The sequence below is a fragment of the Brevundimonas sp. SH203 genome, assembly GCF_002157625.1.
Taxonomy (GTDB): domain Bacteria; phylum Pseudomonadota; class Alphaproteobacteria; order Caulobacterales; family Caulobacteraceae; genus Brevundimonas.
The window spans coordinates 163,067-186,175 of the sequence record NZ_BDMM01000002.1 but is presented as its reverse complement, the minus strand read 5'-3'; the positions used below and the strand labels follow the sequence as shown (position 1 = coordinate 186,175).

General features: G+C 67.8%; 26 protein-coding genes. 9 read left to right on the top strand and 17 right to left on the bottom strand.

What is annotated here, in order from left to right:
- Window positions 1-15: 15 nt before the first annotated feature.
- The 10 genes from flhA to SH203_RS04785 all read right to left on the bottom strand — a co-directional run bounded on the left by flhA (window position 16) and on the right by SH203_RS04785 (window position 10,245).
- Complete coding sequence (gene flhA, locus SH203_RS04830; RefSeq protein ID WP_087119738.1) at window positions 16-2,115, bottom strand: flagellar biosynthesis protein FlhA; 2,100 nt, start codon at window positions 2,113-2,115, stop codon at window positions 16-18.
- A gap of 10 nt (window positions 2,116-2,125) precedes the next feature.
- The gene (gene bla, locus SH203_RS04825) at window positions 2,126-3,022 is read right to left on the bottom strand and encodes a class A beta-lactamase (protein WP_087119737.1); all 897 of its coding nucleotides are present in this window, start codon (window positions 3,020-3,022) and stop codon (window positions 2,126-2,128) included.
- Window positions 3,023-3,025: 3 nt separating this feature from the next.
- On the bottom strand, window positions 3,026-4,438 hold the full coding sequence (locus SH203_RS04820; protein ID WP_087119736.1) for a sigma-54-dependent Fis family transcriptional regulator: 1,413 nt from the start codon (window positions 4,436-4,438) through the stop codon (window positions 3,026-3,028).
- Between the two features lie 70 nt (window positions 4,439-4,508).
- Window positions 4,509-4,841: a flagellar motor switch protein FliN gene (gene fliN / locus SH203_RS04815; protein ID WP_087119735.1), complete on the bottom strand. Its 333-nt coding sequence runs from the start codon at window positions 4,839-4,841 to the stop codon at window positions 4,509-4,511.
- Window positions 4,841-5,503: a flagellar assembly protein FlbE gene (locus tag SH203_RS04810; protein WP_087119734.1), complete on the bottom strand. Its 663-nt coding sequence runs from the start codon at window positions 5,501-5,503 to the stop codon at window positions 4,841-4,843. Before SH203_RS04810 ends, fliN begins: the two co-directional genes overlap by 1 nt.
- Window position 5,504: 1 nt before the next feature.
- Window positions 5,505-6,539 (bottom strand): flagellar motor switch protein FliG, encoded by a 1,035-nt coding sequence (gene fliG / locus SH203_RS04805; RefSeq protein WP_087119733.1) that lies wholly within the window; start codon window positions 6,537-6,539, stop codon window positions 5,505-5,507.
- On the bottom strand, window positions 6,539-8,188 hold the full coding sequence (fliF, locus tag SH203_RS04800) for a flagellar basal-body MS-ring/collar protein FliF (protein WP_234989386.1): 1,650 nt from the start codon (window positions 8,186-8,188) through the stop codon (window positions 6,539-6,541). Before fliF ends, fliG begins: the two co-directional genes overlap by 1 nt.
- Window positions 8,189-8,250: 62 nt before the next feature.
- Window positions 8,251-9,285 carry an alpha/beta fold hydrolase gene (locus tag SH203_RS04795; RefSeq protein WP_234989385.1) on the bottom strand — a complete coding sequence of 345 codons (1,035 nt, stop codon included), beginning with the start codon at window positions 9,283-9,285 and terminating at the stop codon, window positions 8,251-8,253.
- Window positions 9,286-9,323: 38 nt separating this feature from the next.
- Window positions 9,324-9,950 (bottom strand): uracil-DNA glycosylase family protein, encoded by a 627-nt coding sequence (locus SH203_RS04790; protein WP_087119731.1) that lies wholly within the window; start codon window positions 9,948-9,950, stop codon window positions 9,324-9,326.
- Complete coding sequence (locus SH203_RS04785; protein WP_087119730.1) at window positions 9,940-10,245, bottom strand: DUF3253 domain-containing protein; 306 nt, start codon at window positions 10,243-10,245, stop codon at window positions 9,940-9,942. Before SH203_RS04785 ends, SH203_RS04790 begins: the two co-directional genes overlap by 11 nt.
- A 47-nt stretch (window positions 10,246-10,292) precedes the next feature.
- On the opposite strand from SH203_RS04785, the gene SH203_RS04780 reads away from it, so the two are divergent.
- Entirely contained in the window at window positions 10,293-10,727 is a 435-nt protein-coding gene (locus SH203_RS04780; RefSeq protein WP_087119729.1) for a PaaI family thioesterase, read from the top strand.
- Here the strand turns inward: SH203_RS04780 and SH203_RS04775 are convergent.
- Window positions 10,711-11,349, bottom strand: coding sequence for a YoaK family protein (locus tag SH203_RS04775; protein WP_087119728.1), 639 nt, complete (start codon window positions 11,347-11,349; stop codon window positions 10,711-10,713). The two genes, SH203_RS04780 and SH203_RS04775, sit on opposite strands and share 17 nt — an antisense overlap.
- A gap of 19 nt (window positions 11,350-11,368) precedes the next feature.
- Entirely contained in the window at window positions 11,369-12,643 is a 1,275-nt protein-coding gene (locus SH203_RS04770; protein ID WP_087119727.1) for a NupC/NupG family nucleoside CNT transporter, read from the bottom strand.
- A 132-nt stretch (window positions 12,644-12,775) separates the two neighbouring features.
- Here SH203_RS04770 and SH203_RS04765 point away from each other — a divergent pair, with 132 nt between their 5' ends.
- The gene (locus tag SH203_RS04765; protein WP_087119726.1) at window positions 12,776-13,051 is read left to right on the top strand and encodes an AbrB/MazE/SpoVT family DNA-binding domain-containing protein; all 276 of its coding nucleotides are present in this window, start codon (window positions 12,776-12,778) and stop codon (window positions 13,049-13,051) included.
- Window positions 13,038-13,427 (top strand): type II toxin-antitoxin system VapC family toxin, encoded by a 390-nt coding sequence (locus SH203_RS04760; protein ID WP_087119725.1) that lies wholly within the window; start codon window positions 13,038-13,040, stop codon window positions 13,425-13,427. The genes SH203_RS04765 and SH203_RS04760 overlap by 14 nt, the downstream gene beginning before the upstream one ends.
- 13 nt (window positions 13,428-13,440) lie before the next feature.
- Here the strand turns inward: SH203_RS04760 and SH203_RS04755 are convergent, their stop codons facing one another.
- Window positions 13,441-14,319 carry a branched-chain amino acid aminotransferase gene (locus SH203_RS04755; protein WP_087119724.1) on the bottom strand — a complete coding sequence of 293 codons (879 nt, stop codon included), beginning with the start codon at window positions 14,317-14,319 and terminating at the stop codon, window positions 13,441-13,443.
- A gap of 88 nt (window positions 14,320-14,407) precedes the next feature.
- On the opposite strand from SH203_RS04755, the gene SH203_RS04750 reads away from it, so the two are divergent.
- The 3 genes from SH203_RS04750 to SH203_RS04740 all read left to right on the top strand — a co-directional run bounded on the left by SH203_RS04750 (window position 14,408) and on the right by SH203_RS04740 (window position 17,091).
- Entirely contained in the window at window positions 14,408-15,139 is a 732-nt protein-coding gene (locus tag SH203_RS04750) for a response regulator (protein ID WP_200808833.1), read from the top strand.
- A gap of 15 nt (window positions 15,140-15,154) precedes the next feature.
- Window positions 15,155-16,522 (top strand): ATP-binding protein, encoded by a 1,368-nt coding sequence (locus tag SH203_RS04745; protein WP_087119722.1) that lies wholly within the window; start codon window positions 15,155-15,157, stop codon window positions 16,520-16,522.
- Between the two features lie 86 nt (window positions 16,523-16,608).
- On the top strand, window positions 16,609-17,091 hold the full coding sequence (locus SH203_RS04740) for a hypothetical protein (protein WP_087119721.1): 483 nt from the start codon (window positions 16,609-16,611) through the stop codon (window positions 17,089-17,091).
- A 10-nt stretch (window positions 17,092-17,101) separates the two neighbouring features.
- On the opposite strand, the gene SH203_RS04735 is transcribed toward SH203_RS04740, so the two are convergent.
- The 3 genes from SH203_RS04735 to SH203_RS04725 all read right to left on the bottom strand — a co-directional run bounded on the left by SH203_RS04735 (window position 17,102) and on the right by SH203_RS04725 (window position 18,754).
- Window positions 17,102-17,899 (bottom strand): pyrroline-5-carboxylate reductase, encoded by a 798-nt coding sequence (locus SH203_RS04735; RefSeq protein ID WP_087119720.1) that lies wholly within the window; start codon window positions 17,897-17,899, stop codon window positions 17,102-17,104.
- Window positions 17,899-18,402 (bottom strand): YbjN domain-containing protein, encoded by a 504-nt coding sequence (locus SH203_RS04730; RefSeq protein ID WP_087119719.1) that lies wholly within the window; start codon window positions 18,400-18,402, stop codon window positions 17,899-17,901. Before SH203_RS04730 ends, SH203_RS04735 begins: the two co-directional genes overlap by 1 nt.
- 76 nt (window positions 18,403-18,478) lie before the next feature.
- Window positions 18,479-18,754, bottom strand: a complete 276-nt coding sequence (locus SH203_RS04725) for an accessory factor UbiK family protein (protein ID WP_087119718.1) — start codon at window positions 18,752-18,754, stop codon at window positions 18,479-18,481.
- A 508-nt stretch (window positions 18,755-19,262) separates the two neighbouring features.
- Here SH203_RS04725 and lgt point away from each other — a divergent pair.
- Genes lgt through pgeF form a run of 3 tightly spaced genes read left to right on the top strand, consistent with a single transcriptional unit; the run spans window position 19,263 to window position 22,003 of the window.
- The gene (lgt, locus tag SH203_RS04720) at window positions 19,263-20,138 is read left to right on the top strand and encodes a prolipoprotein diacylglyceryl transferase (RefSeq protein WP_087119717.1); all 876 of its coding nucleotides are present in this window, start codon (window positions 19,263-19,265) and stop codon (window positions 20,136-20,138) included.
- Window positions 20,135-21,220: a class I SAM-dependent methyltransferase gene (locus SH203_RS04715; protein ID WP_087119716.1), complete on the top strand. Its 1,086-nt coding sequence runs from the start codon at window positions 20,135-20,137 to the stop codon at window positions 21,218-21,220. Before lgt ends, SH203_RS04715 begins: the two co-directional genes overlap by 4 nt.
- 12 nt (window positions 21,221-21,232) lie before the next feature.
- The gene (gene pgeF / locus SH203_RS04710) at window positions 21,233-22,003 is read left to right on the top strand and encodes a peptidoglycan editing factor PgeF (RefSeq protein ID WP_087119715.1); all 771 of its coding nucleotides are present in this window, start codon (window positions 21,233-21,235) and stop codon (window positions 22,001-22,003) included.
- Here pgeF and lpxC read toward each other — a convergent pair.
- On the bottom strand, window positions 22,000-22,899 hold the full coding sequence (gene lpxC, locus SH203_RS04705) for a UDP-3-O-acyl-N-acetylglucosamine deacetylase (RefSeq protein WP_087119714.1): 900 nt from the start codon (window positions 22,897-22,899) through the stop codon (window positions 22,000-22,002). The two genes, pgeF and lpxC, sit on opposite strands and share 4 nt — an antisense overlap.
- Window positions 22,900-23,109 lie beyond the last annotated feature (210 nt).

The following is a 23,109-nucleotide window of genomic DNA, read 5'->3' as shown; positions in this document are numbered from 1 at the left end:
CGGATGCGTCCGCCGTCACACCTGGCCCAAGGTCCGCAGGCGGGCTTTCGGATGGATTTCGTTCTGGCTCATCACCACGGTCTGCCCCCGGAACCGTTCGATGATGGAGCGGACATAGGGACGGGTCATCGGGCCGGTCAGCAGGACCGGGTTCTCGCCCGTCATGGCGATGCGTTCGAAGGTGTCGCGCACGGCGCGGATGAAGTCCTGCAGCCGCGACGGGGCCATGGCCAGTTGCTTGTCCTCGCCGTTTCCGATCAGGCTTTCGGCGAAGGCGGCCTCCCATTCGGGCGACAGGGTGACGATGGGCAGCGCCCCCTCCCCGTCCTTGTTCTGCCAGCACAGCTGGCGGCCCAGGCGCGCGCGGACGTGTTCGACCAGGGTGGTGACGGACGAGCTGTGCGGCGCGGCCTCGGCCAGGCCTTCCAGAATGGCGGGCAGGTCGCGGATCGACACCTTCTCGCGCAACAGGGCCTGAAGCACCCGTTGCAGGGTGGTGACGGTGACGACGCTGGGGACCAGTTCCTCGACCAGCTTCTTCTCTTCGGCGCCCAGGTCCTTCAGCAGCTTCTGCACCTCCGCATAGGACAGCAGGTCCGCCATATTCTCCTTCAGGATTTCGGTCAGGTGGGTGGTCAGGACGGTGGACGGATCGACCAGCGTATAGCCCCGGAAGGTCGCCTCTTCGCGCAGCCCTTCCTCGATCCAGGTGGCGGGCAGGCCGAAAGCGGGTTCGCGCATATGTTCGCCCGGCAGTTCGACCTGACGCCCCGACGGGTCCATCGCCATCAGATGGCCCAGCCGCACCTCGCCCGCCCCGCTCTCCATCTCCTTGATGCGGATGGCGTAGCCCTGGGTCGGCAGGCGCATATTGTCCAGAATGCGGACCTGAGGGATGACGAAGCCGTATTCCTGGGCCAGCGAGCGGCGCAGGGCGCGGATCTGGTCGGTCAGCCGGCGCCCCTCCAGATCGTTGATCAGGCTGAGCAGCGAATAGCCCAGCTCGATCTTGACCTCGTCGATGGTCAGGACGTTGGCGATCGGCTCCTCCACATCCTCCTTGGGCTTGGCGGCGGCCTCAGCGGCGGCGCGCTCGGCCTCGGTCGGTTGGGGCTTCAGCCGGTTGCGACCCAGCCGCCAGGCCATGAAGCCCGAACCGATGGCCAGGGCGGCGAAGGGGATCAGCGGCATTCCGGGGATCAGGCCGATCAGGCCCGCCGCGCCGGACACCACGCCCAGCGACACCGGATTGGTGGCCAGTTGCGTGACCAGGGCCTTGTCCGCCGTGCCCTCGACGCCCGCCTTGGACACCAGGAAGCCGGCCGCGATGGAGATGATGATGGCCGGCACCTGCGTCACCAGACCGTCTCCGATGGTCAGCTGGACATAGGTGTTGGCCGCGTCCGGCAGGGCCATCTTGTGCTGCAGCGTCCCGATCAGGATGCCGCCGATCACATTGATGAAGGTGATGATCAGGCCCGCCACGGCGTCGCCGCGCACGAATTTGGACGCGCCGTCCATGGCGCCGAAGAAGGTCGATTCCTGCTCCAGTTCCTTGCGGCGGAGCTTGGCCTGGTCCTCGGTGATCAGGCCCGACGACAGATCGGCGTCGATGGCCATCTGCTTGCCGGGCATGGAGTCCAGGGTGAAGCGAGCGGACACTTCCGCGATCCGGGTCGAACCCTTGGTGATGACCACGAAGTTCACCACCAGGATGATGGCGAAGATGATCACCCCGATGATGAAATTGCCCCCCATCATCAGCTGGCCGAAGGCGTTGATCACCTGACCCGCCGCGTCGTGCCCCTCCTGCCCGTGGGTCAGGATCAGGCGCGTGGAGGCCAGGTTCAGGCCCAGCCGGAACAGGGTCGAGACCAGCAACACCGTCGGGAAGATGGCGAAGTCCAGCGGCCGCTTCATCATCACGGCCGTCATCAGGATCAGCACGGACGACACCAGCGAGATCGCCAGCAGCAGGTCCAGCAGCATCTTGGGGACCGGCAGAATCAGCAGCATGATCACGCCGATCACGCCGACCGCCATCAGCACTTCGCCGCGGTTGACCCAGCCCAGGACGTCGCGCCCGGTGGGGCGCGCCATGCCATCCTTCATCATGACGGGCGTATCAGTCACGACCCAGCGCCTTGAACACGCGACGGGTCGCCTCGGCGATCACGGCGTCGCGCTGGTCGTCGCTGGCCTGGGTCGCGCCGGTGAAATAGGTCGCCAGAACGACGGGCGATCCCGAGGTTGGAAAGGCCACGCCGATGTCGTTGGCGGTCCCGTTCGCGCCCGTGCCGGTCTTGTGGGCCACGGTCCAGCCCTGCGGCGCGCCCGCCTTGATGCGGCCGGGGCCGGTCGGCGAGGCCATCAGCCAGCCCTGGAGCATCTGGTCGTGCGGCGGCGTCAGCCGGTCGCCGAAGGCCAGCTCGCGGATATTGGCCAGGGTCTGATCCGGCAGACAGGTGTCGCGCGGGTCGTTGGGCAGGGCGGTGTTCAGGTCCGGCTCCAGGCGCGAGATCACGGTGGTGGTGTCCCCGAAGGTCGGCCACCATTCACGCCATACGGCGATTCCGCCCATTTCGCGGATCAGGATGTTGGCGGCCGGATTGTCGCTGACCTCCACGGCGGCCTGCATCAGTTCGCGGATGGTCAGGGTGCGGCCGATGGCCTTTTCCGTCACCGGCGCATGGGGGATCATGTCGGCCCGAACCACCGGCACGGCGCGGTCCAGCCGTTCCTCGTCCCGCTGCACCCGCTCCACAACGGCGACGGCGAGAAAGGCCTTGAAGGTCGAGCAGAAGGCGAACCGTTCCTGCCCCCGCCAGGACACCCGGTGATGGCTGCCGACGTCGAACGCCGCCACGCCCAGTCGCCCGCCGTGGCGCGCTTCCAGATCGGTCAGCAGAAACTCGGGCTGGTCGTCCTCGGTCTTGGCCTCTTCGCGCTTCGGATAGCAGCCGGCGAGCGCCAGCGCGCCCGCGCCGCCGATCACCGTCCTGCGATCAAAGCCCGACCCCATGCGTCAGGCCGCATAGCCCGAGGCGGACACCCCGCTCTGGGGCGCCGGAATGGCCGCGCCCTCGTCGGCGTATTCGTTCAGCTTGTTCCGCAGGGTGCGGATGGAGATGCCCAGGATGTTGGCCGCATGGGTGCGGTTGCCCAGACAGTGGGTCAGGGTGTCCAGGATCAGGGTCTTCTCCATCGCCGCCACCGTTTGCCCGACGAAGCTGCGGGTCACGGCGTCGGCGGCCTGGGCCGCGCGGGCGGCGACGCCGGCTTGCGGCGCCTCATAGGTCTGGCCAGACATCATCGCGGCGCCCATGCCGCCCAGCGGCTGACCGTCGGGCAGGCGGATAGCGTCCACGTCGATCTCGGGCCCGACCGCCAGCAACACCGCGCGGTGCATGGCGTTCTCCAACTCGCGCACGTTGCCGGGCCAGCGGTGAGCGACAATCGCCTGGCGCGCGGCGGCCGACATGGGGCGCACCGGCACGCCGTTGGCGGCGGCGTATTTCTTGATGAAGTGATCGGCCAGAACCCCGATGTCGCCGGGCCGTTCGCGCAAGGACGGCAGGCGCAGGTTCACCACGTTCAGCCGGTACAGCAGGTCCTCGCGGAACGTGCCTTCCGACACGGCGCGGGCCAGATCGCGGTTCGAGGTGGCGATGATGCGGATATTGACCGAGACGGGCTTGGAGCCGCCCACGCGGTCGATGACCCGTTCCTGGATGGCGCGCAGCAGCTTGGCCTGAAGCCGGGCGTCCATCTCCGAGATTTCGTCCAGCAGCAGGGTGCCGCCGTCGGCCTCCTCGAACTTGCCGATGCGGCGCGCGACCGCTCCGGTGAAGGCGCCCTTCTCGTGACCGAACAGTTCGGATTCCAGCAGGTTGTCGGGAATGGCGGCGCAGTTGACGCTGATGAACGGCTTTTCCGACCGGCGCGAATGCTCGTGCAGATAGCGGGCCATCACCTCCTTGCCGACGCCGCTTTCGCCGGTGATCAGGATGGAGGCTTCCGAACGCGCGACCTGGTCGGCCAGCTGCAGCACCGCCTTCATCGACGGATCGGCCGAGATCATCGGCTTTTCGTCGTCGGCGACGGCCGACAGGACGGCGGCGATCAGTTCGGCGTCGGGCGGAAGCGGGATGAACTCCTTCGCGCCGGCCTTGATCGCGGCGGCGGCCTCGCGCGCATCCGCATCCACGCCGAAGGCCACCACCGGAATGGTGATCCGCTCGGCCTCGTTGGCGGCGATCAGGGCGGCGATGTCCAGCTGATAGTCGACCATCAGCAGGTCCGCGCCCTGCCCCCGCCGCAGCTGTTCGGTCGCCTGATCGGCGCGCTCGACGTGATTGACCTTGGCGCCGTGCGCCATCGCCATCTTGACCGCCGACGCCAGTTGGCCGCTCAGCCTGCCTACCACCAGAAGACGCATCGTTCTTCTCCTCTAATCTCTAAAGCCGGTCGCCGTCATTCCTGCTGCGCAATGCCTGCGCGGCATGGCTTCAGGCGCCGCTGTCCTCGGTCTTGATGATTTCCGTCATGGTCACGCCCAGCCGGTCGTCGACGACGACGACCTCGCCGCGCGCGATCAGGCGGTTGTTGACGAAGATGTCGATGGCCTCGCCGACCTTGCGGTCCAGCTCCAGCACCGACCCCTTGTTCAGTTTCAGCAGCTGAGCCACCGACATGTGCGACTTGCCCAGCACGGCCGAGATATTGACCGGCACGTCGAAGACGGTGGCCAGATCGGCGGCGGTCTTGTCGCCCGTGTCGTCCACCGGCGGCAGGTCGGATTGGGCGGAGAACTCCTCCAGGGCCAGGTCGTCGGACGCCATCAGAACATGCTCCTGTCGACGGGAAGGGTTTCGGCGTGCCCGGCCTCGGCCGCCAGGGCCGCCGTCAGGGCCTCGGCCACGCGCTGGGCCGACGTTTGCGGGTCGTGGTCGGCGCGGCCGTCCGCCCATTCCAGCTGGAAGGCGGCGGGGTGCAGGCCCGGTTCGTCGCGGAAGGCGACCGCGCCGGTGAAGCCGCTGTCGGCGCAGGCCTGTTCGATCAGGCCGCGCGCGGCGTCATCCAGACCCGAGGCGCGGACCACCAGGCGGGGCGAGGCGTCGATCTCCTGCGCCAGCATCTCCAGCGCGGCCTTCAGCGGGGCCTGGGCAAACCGATCCAGGGCGGCGCCGGCGATGGCGCGGGCGGCGGCCAGGGCCAGGTCGGCCGATTGCTCGCGATGCGCCTGAGCCGCCGCCCGCAGGGTCGGCATGGCCGCCGCGACCGCCTGGGCGATATTGGTCAGGGCCAGGGCGCGGATGTTCTCGATCTCGGCCAGGGCCTGCTGACGCGCCTCCAGCCGCCCCTGCGCCACCAGGGCGTCCACCTCGGCGGGCAGATAGGCGCGCTTAGGCGGCGTCCAGGCGCTGGGACGCACGACGGCGCCGTCAGCGGCGAACTCGGTGTCGAAGACGAAGGGGCGACGATCCTGGGCGGGCGCGGTCATGTCAGTAGATCAACTCGTCGTCGGTGCCCTGACCGGCCAGCATGATGTCGCCCTTGGCGGCCAGGTCCTTGGCGACCTGGACCATGGCCATCTGGGCGGCGTCCACGTCCTTCAGACGCACCGGCCCCATGGATTCCATGTCCTCGCGCATGATCTTGGAGGCGCGCTCGGACATGTTGGAGAAGAACATCTCGCGCAGGCCTTCCGAGGCGCCCTTCAGCGCCAGGCCCAGCGAATCCTTGTCCACGCCGCGCAGCAGGGTCTGCACACCGCCGGGGTCCAGTTTCGACAGATCCTCGAACACAAACATCAGGGCGCGGATGCGTTCGGCCGACTCGCGATTGCGTTCTTCCAGCGCGCCGATGAAGCGCGCCTCGGTCTGGCGATCGAAGCTGTTGAAGATGTCGGCCATCATCTCGTGGCTGTCGCGCTTGGAGGTGCGGGCCAGGTTCGACATGAATTCGGTGCGCAGCGTAGCCTCGATCTTGTCCAGGATCTCGCGCTGCACCGGCTCCATGCGCAGCATCCGCTGCACGCATTCCAGGGCGAAATCCTCGGGCAGGCTGGTCAGGACGCGGGCGGCGTGGTCGGTGCGGACCTTGGACAGGATCACCGCCACGGTCTGGGGGTATTCGTTCTTCAGATAGTTGGCGAGGACCGCCTCGTTCACATTGCCCAGCTTGTCCCACATGGTGCGACCGGCCGGACCCCGGATTTCCTCCATCAGCCCATCGACACGCTCCTTGGGCAGGAAGGCGCTGAGCAGGCGCTGCGTCTGTTCGTAGCTGCCCATGACCGAGCCGGAGCCGGACAGGCCGGACACGAATTCGATCAGCAGGGCCTCGACCGCCTCGGCCGTGACATTGCCCAGGGTCGCCATGGCTTGGGAGATTTCCTTGATCTCGTCGTCATCCAGCCGCTCCCACAGGGCGGTATGCTCCTCGCCCAGCGCCAGCAGGATGACGGCCGCCTTTTCAGGCCCCGACAGTTTGTTGGGGTCCTCGATCGACGCCTTCTTGTTGATCAGCTTGGCCATCAGCCTTCGGCCACCCAGGTTCGCAGGATGCCGGCGGCGTCATCGGGATGCGTCTGGACGAAGTCGGCGACCTTCTTGACCGAAGACGCCTTCACCTGGCCCTCGATGCGGGCGATGTCGATCTTCTGCTCCATCTCGCTGGGCGAGGGCAGCTGGGCGATCTGCGGCTGACCGTCCGGGCCGATGATCGTGGTCGTCACCGCCGTCACCGGCACGCCGGCCTGGGCCGTCATGGCCGGCAGGTTCGTTCCGCCCGCCGCCGTCTTCAGCAGCGGGCGCAGGACGAAGAAGATCAGCAGGACGCCGGTGATCAGCAGCACCAGCAGCTCGACGCCGCGCATGATGTCGTTCTTGGAGAAGTCGAACATCGAAGAGGCGCCGTCCAGGCCGCCGGCGATGCCGGTGTCGTGGTTGAAGCGGACGTTGATCACCTCGATCTTGTCGCCCCGGCTCGGGTCGATGCCGGCGGCGGCGGCGACCAGGGACTTGATCTGGTTGATCTCCTCGGCCGAACGCGGTGCATAGGTCGCCTCGCCCTTGCCGTCCTTGGCGGGCGTCCACTTGCCGTCCACGGCGACGGCGACGGCCAGCTTCCTGACCTCGCCCGGTTCCTTGGTCGTGGTCGTGGTGGTGTTGGAGATTTCGTAGTTGGTGGTTTCGGCGTTCTGGGCGTTGGTCGAACCGGCCGGGGTCGCAGCGGGCGCTGCGCCGCCGGGGATGTTGTTGGTCGCCGTCACCCCGCCGTCAGGCTGGGCCGTCGTGTCGCTGGACTGCGAGCCGTGGGTGGTGGTCGAACGCACCACCTGGCCGTCGGGATCGAACTTCTGCTCCTGGGTGGTGGAGCGGCTGTGGTCGATGTCGGCCGTCACCTGGACGCGAGCGGCGCCCACGCCGACCACGCCCTCGACGATGTCCTTGATGCGCGACTGAAGCTGGGCCTCGGTGTTGCCCTTGGCCTCCTCGGCCGAGGCGGAGGTAAAGCCGTCCTCGCCGCCCGCCGCCAGGGTGCGGTTGTTCTGGTCCGCCACGGTGACGCGGTCGGGCTTCAGGTTCGGCACGGACGAGGCCACCAGATTGCGGATCGCCCGCACCTGGTCGCCGCTCAGATCACGTCCGCCAACGCCGACCAGAACGGCGGCGGTCGGCTCTCCGGCGGCCGAGGTGAACATCTCGCGGCGCGGCATGGTGATGTGGACGCGGGCGGCGGTGATGCCGCGCATCGACATGATGGTGCGCGACAGTTCGCCCTGCAGGGCGCGCTGTTCGTTCAGCTGCTGCTGGAATTCGGTCTGACCCAGGACCGACTGGTTGTCGAACAACTCGTAACCGACCGAACCCGACGTCACCAATCCCTTGCCGGCGACCAGCATCCGGGCCGTGCCCACCTCGTCGCGGTTGACCATGATGGTCGAGCCGTCGCCCTTGGACGAATATTTGATATTGGCCTGATCCAGGGCGGCCGTGATCTCGCCGGCCTCGCGCAGATCCAGGTTGGAATAGAGCAGGGCGTCGGGCGCCTGGCCCATGCGCAGCATGACGGCGACCAACACGGCGGCCACACCGGCGGCGACGCCGAGGACCGCCGCCAGACGGCCGATCCCGAACTTCTGCAACGCCGCCGTAAAGCCGCCCACGCGATCCCGCCCCATACTCGCGGGAGATGCCTACGCCCCGCTAGGCAGAAAATGCCGCCTGGATGGTAAACGTCGCGTTAAGAGTGGGGGTGGGGGTGGGCGCGGTCGGGCTGCGCCTCCAGCTGAGGCAGGACCGCCGGCGCGCCGGACGGCAGCGGCGCCTTGGGATCGCGCAGCCAGGCAGCGATGTCACGATAGACGATCTCCGCATCCAGATCGCGGTCCAGCAGATGCCAGCTGTGCGGATACCAGGCGGTTTGAAGCGCGCCGCCCTCGGCCTGAGCGCGCCGCAGGGCCGTGCGCATCTGATCGCGCTTCACCACCTCGTCGTTGGCCCCATACATCAGGATGGCGTCGGCGCGGATGCGGCCCAGCCCTTTCACAGTGGTCTCCATCAGATCGACCAGGCCGTAGATGGTGTCGAACCGCGTCGCCAGGATGCTGCGGGGGTCGCGTCCGTTTCGCACCAGCTCCAGCGTATTGGACGAGGCGTGGATGCCCCGGGTGATGAAGGACGGCGGTTCCAGCGCCACGCCGCCCAGCGTCCGCGCGGCCAGATTGATCGCAACGCTGTTGAACGGCCCCTGTGACGACCAGCCCCAGACGCCGGGCGACAGCAGCACGACCCGATCAGCGGCGGGCGGATCGTTCGAGGCGAAGGCGGCGGCGGCGACCGAACCGCCCATGCTTTCGCCGACCACGGCGACGACGGCGCCGGGATAGCGGGCGCGCGCCATGGCCACGGCCTCGCGCACGTCGTCGGTCATCCGCTGCTGGCCCGCCCAGACGCCCCGCCCCGGCGCGCCGCCGAAGCCGCGCTGGTCGTAGGCCCAGGTCTCGATCCCCTGCTCGGCCCACCACGGCCCTGCCAGGCGGAAGCTGGAGCCGTGATCGTTCATGCCGTGCAGGGCGACGATCACCGCCCACGGCGCCCGATCCTTCGGTCCCCATTGCAGCAGCGGCAGACTGGCGCCGTCGGACATGACCAGGGCCTTGTCCTCGACGTGCGGCCCAACGAACCCCGGCGGCGGCGTCAGCGTCGGCTGGACATAGGGCGTGGCGCAGGCGGACAGGGCCAGAGCCAGGACTGGGGCGGCCGCCAGCAGGATCAACCTAGAAACCCTCGACGCCATTCGACCCACGCCTCGCCTCACGAAAGACCCTGATCGCCGCGCTCGGCGGGATCAACGAAAGTCAGAATCCCGCGCACCCGTTCCCGCAGATAGGGCACGACCTCGGCCTCGAACCACGGGTTCTTCCTCAGCCAGGCCGTATTGCGCCATGACGGATGAGGCAGGGCCAGCAAGTCGGGCGCATAGTCGCGCCACGCCCGCACCGTCTCGGTCATGTTGCGTTTGGCGCGGTCGCCCAGCGCCCAGGCCTGGGCATAGCCTCCGACCAGCAGGGTCAGTTCCATGCGCGGCAGGGCCTGCATCAACTGCGGCCGCCACAGATCCGCGCATCGCGGCGGCGGCGGATAGTCGCCGCCCTTCGGCGCCGTTCCGGGATAGCAGAAGGCCTGGGCCGCCACCCCGATGCGGTGATCGGCGTAGAAGGTCTCGTAATCCACGCCCATCCAGTCGCGCAGCCGGTCGCCGGACGGATCGGTGAACGGCAGGCCGCTCTCATGCACACGCCGGCCCGGCGCCTGGCCGCAGATCAGCAGCCGCGTCTGGGGAAACACCCGCACCACCGGACGCGGCGTATGCGGCAACACGCCGGCGCAGGCGCGACAGGCGCGGATGTCGTTCAGGATCTCGTCGAGATCAGTCGTCATCGTCCTGGTCGACGACCGGCGGACGGCGGCTCAGCGCCAGGGCGGCCTCTTCCGGCGTGGCCTGACGCAGGCGCGTGACGCCCTTGAAATCGTCGGGATCGACGGCCTTGCCCTTCTTGGTGATGGTCAGCTTGCCCTGACGCATCAGGCCAAGGGCGGCGGCCCGCACCTTGGGCAGCATCCGCTGCCACTGTTCGGGCTGTAGCGCCTTGGCCACTTCGGCGGGCTCGATGCTCTTGCCCGGCTCCAGGGAGGCGATTTTATTCAGGATTGCGGTTTCGATCGGATCGCTCATTGCGCCTATATGCTGCACCGTACGCCCAGAAGTAAGGCCAAGTCTGCATGCCGAAGAAAATCACCATCACCGAAGGCGAGTTCGCCGGGTGGCAGACCTATGATCTGCACGACACCTTCGACACCGTCGTCGGCCCTTTTTACGGTCGGCCCGACCCGGACGGTCATATGCGCTGCGCCTTCCGCGCCGAGCAAAAGCATATGAACGCCGGCGGCCGGATGCACGGCGGCTGTCTGATGACCTTCGCCGACATCGCCATGTTCCAAATCGCCTATCAGGAGATGGAGGGCGCCTCGGGCGTCACCGTGCAACTGGACTCGACCTTCATCGACGGCGGCTATGTCGGCGAACTGATCGAGGCCACGGGCCAGGTGACGAAGGCGGGCAAGAGCCTGATCTTCGTGCGGGGCCAGATCAACACCGGCGAGCGGCTGCTGATGACCTTCTCGGGCGTCATCCGAAAGTTCACGCCGCGCGGCTGAACCGCGCGACCAGCGACAGGCTCAGGGCCAGAACGGCGGCGGGCCACAACGCCGCAAGCCCCAGCACCCCATAGGTCAAGGCGCCCAGCACGGCGCCGGCCGTCAAACCGGCCCACAAGGCCAGATAGGGGCGATAGGCCGTGCGGTCGCGCCCCGTCGCGCGGGCCGCCAGCGCCTGACCCAGCTTGACCAGGGTGCCGGTCATATAGGTCAGGCTGACGCCCACCTCGCCGTTTCTCAGGAAGACGGAGTTCTCGGCGCCCATGGCCGTGACCATCAGCAGGACGGCCAGGGGCGTCAGGCCGAACCCCGCCGCCAGGGCCGCGCAGGCCAGCAGCAGTCCTTCGAACAGCAGAACCCGGCTGCGCGACCGCGCCCCCTCCCCGCCCGCGATCAGCGCCCCCAGGAAGGAGCCCAGGACGAAGACCGCCAGAATGGCCATCAGCCGCCCCGCCGCCGGCCAATGGCCCGACGCCAGACTGGCGGCCAGGCGCGTGGAATTGCCGCTCATGAAGGAGACGAACACTCCGCCCAGATGCAGGAAGCCCAGACTGTCGACATAGCCCGCCAGGCCCGTCAGCAGCAGGGCCATGCCGCGATCCAGCGGGGCCAGGGCGCGCATCGGTCTCGGCCCGCCCGGCTCAGAGCCCGAACACCGCCGCAGGCAAGGCGCCCACGATGGCGGCGGTCATCAGCGTGGCCAGGAAGCCGGCGAACAGCCCCTTCCAGATCATGCCCAGAACCTCCTCGCGCCGCTCGGGCATCAGGACCGACAGGCCCGTGACCGTAATGCCGACCGAGCCGATGTTGGCGAAGCCGCACAGGGCATAGGTCATCAGCATCCGCGTCCGCTCGGTCATCTCGCCGGCCGGAACCTTGCCCAGGTCGATGAAGGCGACGAACTCGGTCAGGGTCAGCTTGACCCCCAGCAGCCAGCCGGCGACGTCGGCGTCCTTCCACTCCACCCCGATCAGCCAGGCGACGGGGGCGAAGATCCAGCCCAGCATCCGCTCGACCGTCAGCGGGGCGTCGAACACCACGAAACCGCCCAGCATGACGTTGACCAGGGCCACGAAGGCCACGAACACGATCAGCACCGCCGAGATGTTCAGCACGACCATCAAGCCGTCCGACGTGCCCTTGACGATGGCGTCGATGGCGCTGTCGTATTTCAGCGCCGAGTCATAGTCGGCGACCGCGCCGCCCATGCCTTCCTTCTCGGGAATGATGATCCGGGCCAGCAGCACCCCGGCCGGCGCCGATACGATTGACGCGACCAGAACGTGGCCCGCCGCATTGGGCAGCACCGGCGCCAGTATGGTCGCATAGGCCACCATGGTCGAACCGGCGACGGTGGCCAGGCCGACCACCATCATCAGGAAGATTTCCGACCGGGTCAGCTTGTCCAGATAGGCGCGGATGACGATCGGGCTTTCGATCATGCCCAGGAAGATGTTGGCCGCGACCGCCAGGGCAGACGCCCCGCCCAGGCCCATCGTCTTCTGGAACAGGAAGCCGAAGCCCAGGGTGATCCATTTCAGGATCTTCCAGTGCCACAGCAGGGCCGACAGGGCCGAGATGACCAGGATCAGCGGCAGGACCTGAAAGGCGAAGGTGAACAGGGCGCCCTTGTTCTGCACGGCGTAGGGCTGGTCCCCGCCGGCCAGATAGCCGAACACGAACTTGGTGCCCTCGGTCGTCGCGACCGCCAGACCGTCCACCGCCCCCGTCACCGCCGCCAGCACGCCCTGCGAACCGGGAATGGCGAACAGCGCCAGCACCAGCCCGGCCTGAACCGCGATGGCCCCGATGGTCAGTCGCCACGGAAACGCGCGCCGGTTCTCCGAGATCGCCCAGCAGACCGCGACGATGACGACCAGACCCAACAGGCTCTGGAGGTTCAGAAGGCTGAACATGAAAGACGGTCCCCGTATCCGGCGCGCGGAATTGACCTCGCTTGAAAGCCAATATGTCGCATCCCGCAAGGGGTCGCCTTGCTTTGTCGCCCCCAAAGCCTATCTTACATCGTTCTTACGACGAGGATCGTCATGGCGGCCGCTAGGGAAATTCTGACCACCATCGTCTCCACCAAGGGCCAGGTCATCCTGCCCAAGCCGTTGCGGGACCATCTTCGGTGGGCCGCCGGAACGCGGCTGACGGTCGAGGACACCGCCGAGGGGGTGTTGTTAAAGCCCGCCCCGACCTTCCCCGCCACGACGATGGGCGCGGTTTTCGGCATTCTGGCGCATGACGGACCCGCCTTGACGATCGAGGACATGGACGCGGCCCTTGCCGCCGAGGCGAAGCGCCGTGCGCGCGATTGACACCAATGTGGTCGTCCGCTTCCTGACCGGCGACGATCCGGTCCAGGCGCAGGCCTCGCGGGCGGTCATCGCGGCGGGCGACATCTTCATCGCCACCACGGTCCTGCTGGAGACCGAATGGGTGTTGCGTAGCGGCTATGGCTTCGAGGCGTCACGGATCGGCGCGGCCATGCGCGCCCTGGCCGGCCTGGCCGGCGTGACGGTGGAGGAGCCGATGGTTCTGGCGCGGGCCTTGGACTGGCACGAGGCGGGCATGGATTTCGCCGACGCCCTGCACCTGTCCAAGACGACGGGGTGCGAGGTCTTTCTCACGTTCGACCGCCGTCTGGCGAAGGCCGCCGAAGCGCTTGCGCCGATCAAGGTCGAAAGTCCTTGATCGGCGCCTGATCTTACAGCTGGCCGCGCACCAGCTTGCCGTAGTGATCCATCAGGTCCAGCGACAGGGCGCCGGGGGTGAAGCGATAGTCGCCCACCTCGGCGACCGGCGTCACCTCGACGGCCGTGCCGGTCAGGAAGCATTCCGAGAAGCCCGACAGTTCTTCCGGAAGGATGTCGCGCACCACGACCTCGATCCCCTTGGACTGGGCGATCTCGATCACGGTCTGGCGGGTGATGCCGTCCAGGATGTGGTCGACCTTGGGCGTGTGGATGACGCCGTCCTTGACGAAGAAGACGTTGGCGCCGGTCGCCTCGGCGACATAGCCGCGCCAGTCCAGCATCAGGGCGTCGGCGAAACCGCGTCGCTCGGCCGAGTTCTTGGACATGGTGCAGATCATGTACAGACCCGCCGCCTTGGCCGTCGTCGGCGCCGTCGCCGGATCGGGGCGACGCCACTTGGACCACTCCAGCTTCAGGCCGCGCGCCTTGACCTCGGGGTCGAAATAGCTGGGCCAGTCCCACACGGCGATGGCCAGGTGGACCTTGTTGTTCAGGGCCGAAACGCTGGTCTGCTCCGGCCCCAGATAGGCGACGGGACGCACGTAGCAGTCGGTCAGGCCGTTCTTGGCGCAGGTTTCGTTACACAGGGCGTCGATTTCGGCGACGGTGTAGGGTATCTCGAAATCGAGCAGGTTGGCGGACCGCTTCAGGCGCTCCGAATGCTGGGTGAGCTTGAAGATTTCGCCGCCATACATACGCTCTCCCTCGAATACCGACGAGCCATAGTGCAGAGCGTGGGTCAGAACGTGCGTTTTCGCTTCCCTCCAAGGAACGAAATCGCCATTCACCCAAATCCAGCCGTCACGATCGTCGAAAGGAACGAAGGCCATTGAAATACGTCTCCCGCGAAACTGACGGTCTTAGAGCCTCACGAATCGTTCAGGTCAACGCCCGGAGCGGGGGAAACGTCGCATGAGCATGACGGAATCGCGTCCGCACGGCCGCTCGGGCCCCATCGCCGGTCCCGGCGTGGGCCGTCACCTGCTGATCGTCGATGACGACGACCGCATCCGTGAGCTGTTGAAGGAATTCCTGGCGCGCGAAGGCTATCGCGTGACCGGGGCCGCCCACGCCGCCGCCGCCAAGCGGATGATGGAGCTGATCGAGTTCGATCTGGTCGTGCTGGATGTCATGATGCCGGGCGAGAGCGGCCTGGACCTGACCAGTTGGGTCCGCAACAAGGCCGAACTGTCCAAGACGCCGGTGCTGCTGCTGACGGCCCGTGGCGACGCCGAGGATCGGATCGAGGGCCTGTCGCGCGGCGCCGACGACTATATGTCCAAGCCGTTCGAACCGCGCGAACTGGTGCTGCGGATCGACGCCATCCTGCGCCGCACGGGCGGCAAGCCCATCGGCCCCAGGGAGATCAAGCTGGGCGCCGCCGTCTTCGACATGGAACGGCTGGAGCTGACGCGCGACGGCGCGCCCCAGCGCCTGACCGAGGCCGAGGCGCAGTTGCTCAAGACGCTGGCGCTTCACGCCCACGCCCCGGTCGAGCGGATGAGCCTTTCGCCCGACACCGCCGACATCACCGGCCGCGCCGTGGACGTGCAGGTCACGCGCCTGCGCCGCAAGCTGGAGGTCGATCCCAAGAACCCGCGCTATCTGCAGACCGTGCGCGGCGTCGGCTATATGCTGGCCCCCGACTGAGGCCCGACCGACGCCATGCGGCTTCTGCCTGCCTCTCTGTGGCCGCGCTTCCTGAAGCGGCGCCTGCCGACCTCGCTTTGGGGCCGTTCGCTGCTGATCATCGTCCTGCCGGTGCTGGTCATGCAGATGGCGGTGACGTGGGTCTTCTTCGACGCTCACTGGCAGACCGTGACCGCGCGCCTGTCCGAGGGCCTGGCGGGCGACATCGCCTGGGCGGTGCAGAGCTACGAGGACGATCCGTCCCAGGCCAATCTGGAGAAGCTGGCCGACCGGGCCGAAAGGTCGATGTCCCTGTCCATCGTGCTTCAGGAAGGCCGCACACTGCCGACCGAGACGCGGCGGGGGGCCATCGGCGTGGTGGACCGGGTGCTGGACCGGGCGCTGGATGCGCGTCTGGACCGCCCTTACTGGTTCGACACCACCCGCTACCCCGCCTATGTCGACATTCAGGTGCAGGAGCCGCAGGGCGTGCTTCGCATCATCGCCCCGCGCGAGCGGGCGGTGGCGACCCAGGCCCACATCTTCGTGCTTTGGCTGACCATCGCGACGGTGCTGCTGATGGGCGTGGCCATCCTGTTCATCCGCAATCAGGTCCGCGCCATCGAGCGGCTGGCCGACGCCGCCGAGGCCTTCGGGCGCGGTGAAACCGTGCCCCGGTTCAAGCCGCACGGCGCGCGCGAGGTCCGCGCCGCCGCCGTCGCCTTCATGGCCATGCGCGACCGCATCCAGCGCCACATCGACCAGCGCACCGCCCTGCTCGCCTCCGTCAGCCACGATCTGAGGACCCCCCTGACCCGTCTGCGTCTCGAACTGGCCCTGGCCCCCCCGTTCAAGCGTCAGGCCGCCATGCGCGGCGATCTGGACGAGATGGAGCATATGATCGACGAATATCTCGACTTCGCGCGCGGCGAGGCGGGCGAGCCGCCCAAGCCCGTCTCCATCTCCGACCTCTTGAAGGCGGCGGCCGAGGACGCCCGGCGCGCCGGGGCCGTGGTCGATGTGGCGGCGCCCGAGGGCATGACCGCCTCCCTGCGCCCCCTGGCGTTCAAGCGCGCCGTGGTGAACCTGGCCGGCAACGCCGCCTCGCATGGCGAGCATGTGCGGCTGTCGGCGCGCGCCCTGGCCTCGGGCGGGCTGGAGGTCGTAGTCGAGGACGATGGGCCCGGCATCCCCGAGGCCTTGTACGACGAGGCCTTCCGGCCCTTCTCGCGACTGGACGAATCCCGCAATCAGAACCGCAAGGGCGTCGGTCTGGGGCTGGCTATCGCCCGCGACGTGGCCCGCGCTCACGGCGGCGACGTCACCCTGGACCGCAGCGAACTGGGGGGGCTGAAGGCCATCGTGCGCGTGCCCGGCGCCGTCTCCATCGTCGAAAGCGTCTGAGCCGCGCGGATTTGCTGCGCCCGCCCCTAGCGAAACCGCGCGTTCGGGATCATCTTAGGCGCGACAGGGCAAGGAGATCATAAGTGATGCGTAAACTCGCCTTCTTCGCGCCGCTGGCGGCCACCCTCGCCGTCGCCACCATCGCCCAGGCGCAAGTCCCCGCCCCGACCGTCAACGTCACGGTCGGCCCCGAGCTTCGGCGCGAAGTCGACAAGCTGGGCGACCGCGACGTCAACGAACAGATCGCCGGTCTGCAGTCCCAGGTCGGCAAGGCCCTGGCCCAGCGCTATCCCGGCGCGACTGCCAACTTGGTGCTGGTCGATCTGAAGCCCAACCGCCCGACCATCGAACAGGTTCGCCGCAGCCCCGGCCTCGATCCGATCCGCAGCGTCTCCATCGGCGGCGCCGCGATCAAGGGCGAGATCGTGCTGGCGGACGGTCAGACCCGGCCGGTTGACTATTCCTATTTCACGCCCGATCTGCGCGACGTCTGGGGCTACAGCGTCTGGCGCGACGCCGACCGCGCCTTCGAACGGTTCGGCGACCAGATCGAGCGCGGCCGCTTTTGAGGTCTCTGGCCTAGGCGCCCATTTCACGGTTGCGGCGCACCGCCGCCGAGACCGTGTCGTCCAGCATCGTCTGCAGCCGACCGTCCAGATCCAGGGCGTCCAGACCTGCGCGGGTCGAACCGCCGGGCGAGGCGATGCGGCCGATCAGGGCGTCCAGCGCGTCCTCGCCCATCGAATCCGCCGCGGAACGCAGGGTGGCGCGCGCCAGGACGTCGGCGGTCGCCGCGTCCAGCCCGGCCGCCTCTCCCGCCCGCGCCAGCGCCTCGGTGAAGGCGTAGAAATAGGCCGCGCCCGATCCGGCCACCGCGGTCGCCGCGTCCATCAGGGCCTCGTCCTTCAGGACGACCGTCTCGGCCATCGCGGCGAACAGATCGCGTCCCAGCGCCTCCGCCTTCGGATCGGCCGACCAGACCGAGGCCACGCCGCGTCCGCGCGACACGCCGGTCGTCGGCATGACCCGCACGATGGGCCATCCGCCGATCTCCTCGGCCAGACTGGGCGCCGTGACGCCCGCCATCACCGACAGGATCACCGCCTGATCGTTCAGGAAGGGGGCCAGCGGGGCCATGACCTCGCGCCACTTCGCCGGCTTGACCGCCAGCACGATCACCGCCGCCTGCATCAGGGCTTCCAGCGGCGGATTGATCCGCGCGCCCCTGGCCCGCGCCGCCTCGGCGGCCGGTTTCTCCGACGGGCTCAGCACGATCAGGTCTTGCGCCGCGACCGTATCGGTCAGCAGCCAGCCTTCCAGAATGGCGGACCCCAGCCGACCGCACCCGACCAGAACGACAGGCCCCGGAACGCGCATCAGGCGGTGCCGACGGTCTCGAACAGGCAGGCGTCGATGGCCTCCTGCGGCTTCTTGTTGCCGCGCACCATGAAGTCGAACGCCGGATAGTAGCGATCGGACGCCTCGATGGCCGCGTCGATCATCGAGGCCGCCTGGGCCAGCGTCGGGCGTTCGCCCATCGGCAGGGCCAGCGAATGGCGGAAGACGATCTCGCCGTCCTCGGCCCAGACCTCGAAATGGCCCATCCAGGTGCGCTGGTTGATCAGGCCGACCAGTTCATAGGCCGCCGTCTTGCGGCTCTTGGCCACCTTCAGGTCCAGGGCGCAGCACAGTTGAAGGCAGTCGCCCTCGGGCCGCCAGGCGAACCACAACTCGTAATCCTTCCAGTCGCCGGCCAGGGCGAAGGCCAGGTCGCCGTCGTCGGTGCGGTCGAAAGGCAGGTTCTCGGCCGTCAGGACATGCTCGACGACCTCAAGCGGGTCGAACGGCACGTCCATTTCCTCTGGCCGGGCGATATCCATCAATAGTCTCGATTCGAGCTGCGTCCGCGCGAGTCGCGGGCGTTAACAGAACGGTAAGCCTGTTCGCAGATTCGGCTCAACCGGCTGCGTCCCCGGGTTGAGTTCCATCTGTGGACGTTCCCTCGACAGGCTTGCCGACGGCTTTCAGCGCCGCGATCTCGGCGCGCAGGGCGGCGATCTCGTCCTTCAGCACATCGAACTCGTCGCGCCGGACCAGGTCCATTTCGGCGGCGATCCGGTCAGCCTGGGCGCGCCAGGCGGTCTTGGCCTCTTCGCCCGCCGCCTGGGCCAGCCCCATGGCGCCGGTCGTCAGTTTGGCGAACTCGTCCAGGATGGGATTGCGGGTCTGCATGGCGGCCTCCGACCTCGACGGCGTTAACGAAGGTTCACCGACTATGGTGAACGAAACCTTTCTTTCTGCTGCTTCGCGGAAGCCATCAAGGCGATCTTGAAAGCTAGAGCGAGCACCCCATTTGAAACATTGTTCGACGAACTTTGGATTTCACATGAGCGATATTGCTACAGCCCGCCGTATCCTAACCCTTCTCGCCCACGACCTTCGAACTGGAGCGATCGCCCCAGGAGACGCAGCGGATGCAATTGAGGATGTTGTTATTCCCCAGATGTTTCGCGCTCGCCCCGCTCGCCGGGTTCAAAAAAAGTCTGTGAAGATGACGCCGCGACTTGGAAATCGCGCAAGATTGATCGCGGCGACATCGACGCTCTCGTCCGCTGAAATTGCTGGGCGTCTAAACGTCAATCCCGGACGCATATCTGAGGCGCTCAATGGTCAGTGGTAAAATCAGCGACGGCACACACCTAGCTTGCTAAAGCGGGGGCGTATTGATGAGGAACGCCCCTTGCCCTTTCCCGAATTCGATCCGGTCCTGATCCATCTGGGACCGCTGCCGATCCGATGGTACGCCCTGGCCTATGTCGCTGGCATCGTGCTGGGCTGGTGGTATGCGGCGCGTCTGGCCAGGACGCAGCGGCTGTGGGCGCCGGGCAAGGCGCCGATTACGTCGAACCAGCTGGACGACCTGGTGCTGTGGATCGTGCTGGGCATCATCCTGGGCGGGCGACTGGGCTACGCCCTCTTCTACAAGCCGGTCATGTACGGCCAGCTGTTTACCGGCCACGGCTGGGGCGAGCGGCTGGAGCTGTTCCAGCTGTGGACCGGCGGGATGAGCTTCCACGGCGGCTTCCTGGGCGTCTGCCTGGCCATCGTCCTCTACGCCCGCAGCCAGAAGATCGACATGCTGCGCCTGGGCGACATGGTCGCGCCGGTCGTGCCCATCGGCCTGATGTTCGGGCGGCTGGCCAACTTCATAAACGGCGAACTGTGGGGCCGCGAGACGACCGTTCCCTGGGCCATCCGTTTCTGCAACGCCCGCATCCAGCAGATGTACGGCTTCTGCCCCGCCGGCGACGCGCCGCGCCATCCCAGCCAGCTCTACGAGGCGGGGCTTGAGGGCGTGGTCCTGTTCTCCATCCTGTCCATCGCGATCTGGAAGTTCGATCTGCTGAAGAAACCGGGCTATATCACCGGCCTGTTCCTGGTCGGCTACGGCGTCTGCCGCGCGGCGCTGGAGAATGTGCGCGAGCCGGACTTCGGCATGCCGAACTTCCCGCTGGGCCTGACTATGGGGATGATGCTGTCGATCCCGATGATCCTGGTCGGCGCCTGGCTGATCTGGCGCGCCTGGAAGCGTCCGCCGGCCGCCGCCGAGGCATGAGCCGGCCCGAAACCCTGAAGGCCCGTCTGGCGCGCGAGATCGCCCTGACGGGTCCGATGACCGTCGCCGACTATGTCACCCGCTGCCTGCACGACCCAAAGGGCGGCTATTACGCCGCCCGTCCCGATCTGGGCGCGCGCGGCGACTTCATCACCGCCCCCCTGGTCAGCCAGATGTTCGGCGAACTGATCGGCCTGTGGGCGGTCGAGACCTGGAACCGGCTGGGCGCGCCCGAGCGGTTCCGCCTGGTCGAGGTCGGTCCCGGCGACGGCACGCTGATGACCGACGCCCTGAGAGCGGCCCGCCTGGCCCCCGGCTTTCTGGAAGCCTGCGACCTGATCCTGATCGAACCCAGCGGCCCCTTGCGCGATCTTCAGGCCAGGGCCCTGGCCGGCGCCGATCTGTCGCCGCGCTGGGTGCGGGGCCTGGACCAGATCGACACGGACGCCCCGGTCATCCTGATCGCCAACGAGGTGCTGGACTGCCTGCCCGCCCGCCAGTTCGTCCGCACCCCGGACGGCTGGGCCGAACGTCGCATCGGCGTCGATGACGACGGAGAACTGATCTTCGGCCTGGCCGCCATCACGGGCGGCTTCCGAAAGCCGGACTTCGACGTGCCGCCGGGCGGCGTGGTCGAGATTTCGGACCAGCAGGCGATCTTCGGCCGCGACCTGGGCCTGTTGACGAAGGCCGCATCCGGCGCCGCCCTGCTGATCGACTACGGCCGCGCCCGGCCCGAGGCGGGCGACACGCTTCAGGCGCTGCACCGCCACCGGAAGGTCGATCCCCTCGCCGATCCCGGCATGGCGGACCTGACCCAGTGGGCCGACTTCCCCGCCGTGCTGGAGGCCGCCGTCCACACCGGCGCCGACGTCACCGGCTGCCTGACGCAGGGCGAGTTCCTGTGGCGTCTGGGCGTCCACGCCCGCGCCGAGGCGTTGAAGACCGCCCGCCCCGCCGCCGCGCCGGTGATCGAGCGTCAGCTTCATCGCCTGACCGCCGACGACCAGATGGGCGACCTGTTCAAGGCCGCCGTCATCTTCGCCCCCCGCGCCCTGGTCGTGCCCGGCTGGGACGTCTGATAGAAGGCTGTCATGACCGACTTGGCCCCCATAACCCATCCGCTGCTGACCGCCGCCGGCGTCGCCCACGGCTTCTTCACCCGCGCCGGCGGCGTCTCGACCGGCCTCTATCATGGGCTTAACGCGGGCGTCGGATCACAGGACGACCCCGCCGCCGTCACGGAAAACCGCCGCCGTGTCGCCGCCCATTTCGGCGCCGAGGCGGGGCATCTGAACGGCTGCTATCAGATACACTCCGCCGTAGCCCGCGTGGCGGATGCCCCCTGGAACGGCGACCGGCCCGAAGGCGACGCCGTCGTCTCGACAGAGCCGGGCCTGTTGTGTTCGGTCCTGACCGCCGACTGCGCGCCGATTCTGATGGCCGATCCCGAAACCCGCATCGTCGCCGCCGTCCATGCGGGATGGAAGGGCGCCCTGGGCGGCGTGATCCATTCCGCCGTCTCGGCCATGCAGGCGCTGGGCGCCGCGCCGCGCCGCGTCCTGGCCGTCGTCGGCCCCTGCATCGCGCCCGCCAGCTATGAGGTCGGCGTGGATTTCGAAGAACGGTTCGTCCACCACGATCCCGGCAGCGATCGCTTCTTCCAGCCGGGTGAAACGGCCGAAAAACGCCGGTTCGACCTGCCCGGCTTCGTCCTGTGGCGGCTTCAGCAGGCCGGCGTCGGTCAGGCGGTCTGGACCGGACACGACACCTGCGCGGACGCAGAACGGTTCTACTCGAACCGCCGCGCCTTCCAGCAGAACGAGCCGGACTTCGGCCGTTTGATCTCGGTGATCGGGGCTTAGCCCGCCTGAGCCAACTCCGGCACGCGCGTCACTTCGCGCCAGGCGTGGGGGGCGGCTAGCAGCGCGCGCACGAGCTTGTTGTTCAGGGCGTGCCCGGCCTTGTAGCCTTCGTAACGGCCCAGCAACGGCGCACCCAGCACATACAGGTCGCCGATGGCGTCCAACGCCTTGTGCCGCACGAATTCGCGCTCCATCCGCAGGCCGCCAGGGTTCAGGATCTCGTCCCCGTCGATGACCACGGCGTTCTCCAGAGAACCGCCGCGCGCCAGACCGGCCTTGCGCAGCGCCTCGACCTCATGGGCGAAGCCGAAGGTGCGGCAGGCCATGATCTCGCGCCGGAACGTCGCCTCGTCCACGACGAAGTCGATGATCTGGTTGCCGATCACCTTGGACGGGAAGTCGATCTCGAACCGCATTTCGAAACGGTCGCAGGGCATCAGGGCGGCGTGCTTGTCGCCCTCGACCACATGGACCGTCTCCAGAATCTCGATGTAGCGCTGCGGCTGCGGCTGGGGACGGAAGCCCGCCCGATCCAGCAGACGCACGAACTCCAGCGCCGACCCGTCCAGGATCGGCAACTCCGGCCCATCCACCTCGACCACGGCGTTCGACACGCCCAGGGCCGAGAAGGCGGCCATCAGATGTTCGATGGTCGACAGGCGCACGTCGTCGCCGTTGGCGATCATGGTGTTCAGGCGCGCGTCCACCACGGCCTCGCCCGACACGGGAATGCGGTTGTCGCGGTCGGCGACATCCGTGCGCACGAAGACGATGCCCGCGCCCGACGGCGCAGGACGAACCGCCAGCCGCACCCGACGGCCGGTATGCACCCCGACGCCGGCGATGATGGCCGGCGCGACGATGGTGCGTTCGTGATGGTCGTTTCTGACCGACAAACCCAAACTCGCTTCTCTCAATGCGTCCGCACGCCTTGCGGATTACGCCCCGCCTTCCCTGTAGCGGCCGCGCAGCAAGCCTAAAACCAAAGTCCGGTTTCGGATTGTTTCGGTCTGATACACGCCGTCAGGCCCCGCCTGAAACGCCGAACGCCCCGAAGCTTGCGGCCTCGGGGCGTCCCGGTCGGACCCTGGGTTCAGGATCGCGGT